The organism is Leucobacter albus (assembly GCF_039528015.1).
GTDB lineage: Bacteria > Actinomycetota > Actinomycetes > Actinomycetales > Microbacteriaceae > Leucobacter > Leucobacter albus.
Map to the genome: position 1 here is coordinate 1 of NZ_BAAAKZ010000018.1, position 2,044 is coordinate 2,044.

5 protein-coding genes are annotated in these 2,044 nt (G+C 60.7%); 3 read left to right on the top strand and 2 right to left on the bottom strand.

Annotation, left to right across the window (positions count from 1 at the left end):
• Together ABD115_RS16250 and ABD115_RS16255 are read left to right on the top strand one after the other, a co-directional pair.
• Nucleotides 1-331 (top strand): hypothetical protein (locus ABD115_RS16250; RefSeq protein WP_343962810.1); only part of this gene is annotated, 331 nt, incomplete at its 5' end.
• Nucleotides 332-342: 11 nt separating this feature from the next.
• Nucleotides 343-612 carry a hypothetical protein gene (locus ABD115_RS16255; protein ID WP_343962812.1) on the top strand — a complete coding sequence of 90 codons (270 nt, stop codon included), beginning with the start codon at nt 343-345 and terminating at the stop codon, nt 610-612.
• Nucleotides 613-794: 182 nt separating this feature from the next.
• On the opposite strand, the gene ABD115_RS16260 is transcribed toward ABD115_RS16255, so the two are convergent.
• Both ABD115_RS16260 and ABD115_RS16265 read right to left on the bottom strand, forming a co-directional pair.
• Nucleotides 795-1,229: a hypothetical protein gene (locus ABD115_RS16260; RefSeq protein WP_343962814.1), complete on the bottom strand. Its 435-nt coding sequence runs from the start codon at nt 1,227-1,229 to the stop codon at nt 795-797.
• Entirely contained in the window at nt 1,226-1,798 is a 573-nt protein-coding gene (locus tag ABD115_RS16265) for a hypothetical protein (RefSeq protein WP_343962816.1), read from the bottom strand. Before ABD115_RS16265 ends, ABD115_RS16260 begins: the two co-directional genes overlap by 4 nt.
• Nucleotides 1,799-1,828: 30 nt before the next feature.
• Here ABD115_RS16265 and ABD115_RS16270 point away from each other — a divergent pair, with 30 nt between their 5' ends.
• Entirely contained in the window at nt 1,829-1,951 is a 123-nt protein-coding gene (locus ABD115_RS16270; protein WP_259122637.1) for a hypothetical protein, read from the top strand.
• Nucleotides 1,952-2,044 lie beyond the last annotated feature (93 nt).

The window sequence follows — 2,044 nt, forward strand, 5'->3', positions numbered from 1 at the left end:
GATTGCGAAGTTCCAGGCGACACTCACGGAACTTGTTGTGGAGGTTGCGCGGCTCACCACGTCGATCGCTGTCAAGGATCAGCATCGGTCGTTGAAAGACGAAGAGTACGAGCGGCGCCTGCAGAACCACGGCGACCGCATCCGTGACGTTGAGACGAAACTTGCGGCGCGTGATGATCATGGTGAGCAGATCGCGGAACTGAAAGAAACGTTGAAAGCAGTGGAGGCCGCAGTGAATAAGAGTGCGTGGATTCCGGTGCTGGTTACTGGCGTGTTGGTGTCTGTTATTGCGGGCATTGCTATCGCTGTTATTACGAAATCACTCGGGTAGGGAGCCCTGTTATGGCTGAAGATTCAAAAACTGTCCAGGTCACGGACGCGGTGGTGCGCACGACGTTGCTCCCCCTCGTTGTGACGCTCATCGTCGACGTCGTGCTCCGCACCACCGGTGTTGATCTCGGCGGCTATCAGACGCTCGTCGCTGCCGGCGCCGGTTATATCGGCTACGCCGTCGTGCGATTCCTTGAGGTGTACGTGTCCCCGAAGTGGGGGTACATCCTTGGCCTCAAAGTCGCGTCAGCGCCGACGTACAAGGGCCGCTACGCAGCCTAGGCGCGCGATCATCGCGAGATGAGGTGTCTCCCGCGGTGGATATGTCGCGAGGGAGGCCGTCGCCCGCGATGAGCCGCCCGCGCGATCCGCGCCATCCGCGCCATCCGCACTCAAACACGAATAGCCCCCTGTGGGCCTGCTTTCTCCGTCATGGAGGGGCAGGCTCGCAGGGGGCTCTTTCGTCATTTCTGGGCGGTGCTGGGGGTTGCTGGTGTGCTCATGAGCGCCAGTACCGCGTCGGCTGCCCGTAGGTCGTGATGGTTCACGGGAAGCCGCTCGGATGGCCGGTACTTTTGCTGGTAGCTCTCTGACAGCGCCTCCGCGATCTGTTCCCGTGTCGGCGTGAGTCGGGCCGCCGTGGCCGCGATTGCAGTTTCGACGGCTTCCCTGGTGTCTTCCACGCGCTGCCAGATCACCCCATCCGTGTCCCGGTAGACGCCGTCGCCACGGAAGTCAGTGAGGCGGATTCCTTCGCGGACCAGAGCAGCACCCCACAGCTCTCGGAGTGCGGCCATCGTTTCTTCTGGCCCCCATGGCGCTTCCTGGCCAGTGATCCTGTTATAGGCGCGGGTGACGGCTTTCTCTTGTGCGGCGGTACGCACATCAGGGGCGGTCACCGCCCACCACCCCGCAGCCACTCAGCGACCTCGCTTGCTAGGTGTTTCCGGTGCCACCAGCCGATACCCGACCCCGTGCGCGGTTCTAGGATTTCCAAACCGCACTCACAGACGTACCCCGAGCCCTTGGGGCCCGCGGGCCGAGGGCTCTGGTCAAAGTCCATCGCGTGATCTAGAAGCACCTCGGCAAGCTTCGCTTCGTCCACCCGCATCGGGGCAGAGTACTGGTGGTCAATAATGGCCAACGCACCCCGTTTGTACCCCGCGTGCCAGAACTCCATTTCCCAATCGTTTGGTTCATTGTCTGGACTGGTTACTTCTTTGAACTCTTCGATTGACTCCTTGATGTGCTGTGCTGAAGCCAACTCGGCAACACGTTTCAGGGACTCTCGGCCCTCGGCCGGTTCCTGTGGTGCGGCACCAGCAGCAGCCACTGCCACCAGGCCGTCGATCAGACCGTCACGGTCGTAATATTCGTCCTGGTCTGGGCCTGGCACGGAGTAATACTCCTCAAAAACGCTGAGAAGTCTCTCGCGCTCGATCTGTTCTGGTGTTGGTTCTTCGGTCATGGTTGTTGTTCTCCTGTTACCGTGTTTCGTATGGAAATGATGTTTGGGATCGGTGGCATTGTTCTTGTCGCTGGCGCGGTCATGTGGGTTGCGGGCGACATCATCGGCCGTCGTGTGCGCGCGAAGAACGCAGCGAAGTACGGGCGCCAGTAAGGCTCACCAGTACTCAGGTTCCGAGATAGACCGGACGGTCATTGATTCAAGTGCGGCGACGGCTTGCTGTGTGACGACACCGTTGCCGAGCAT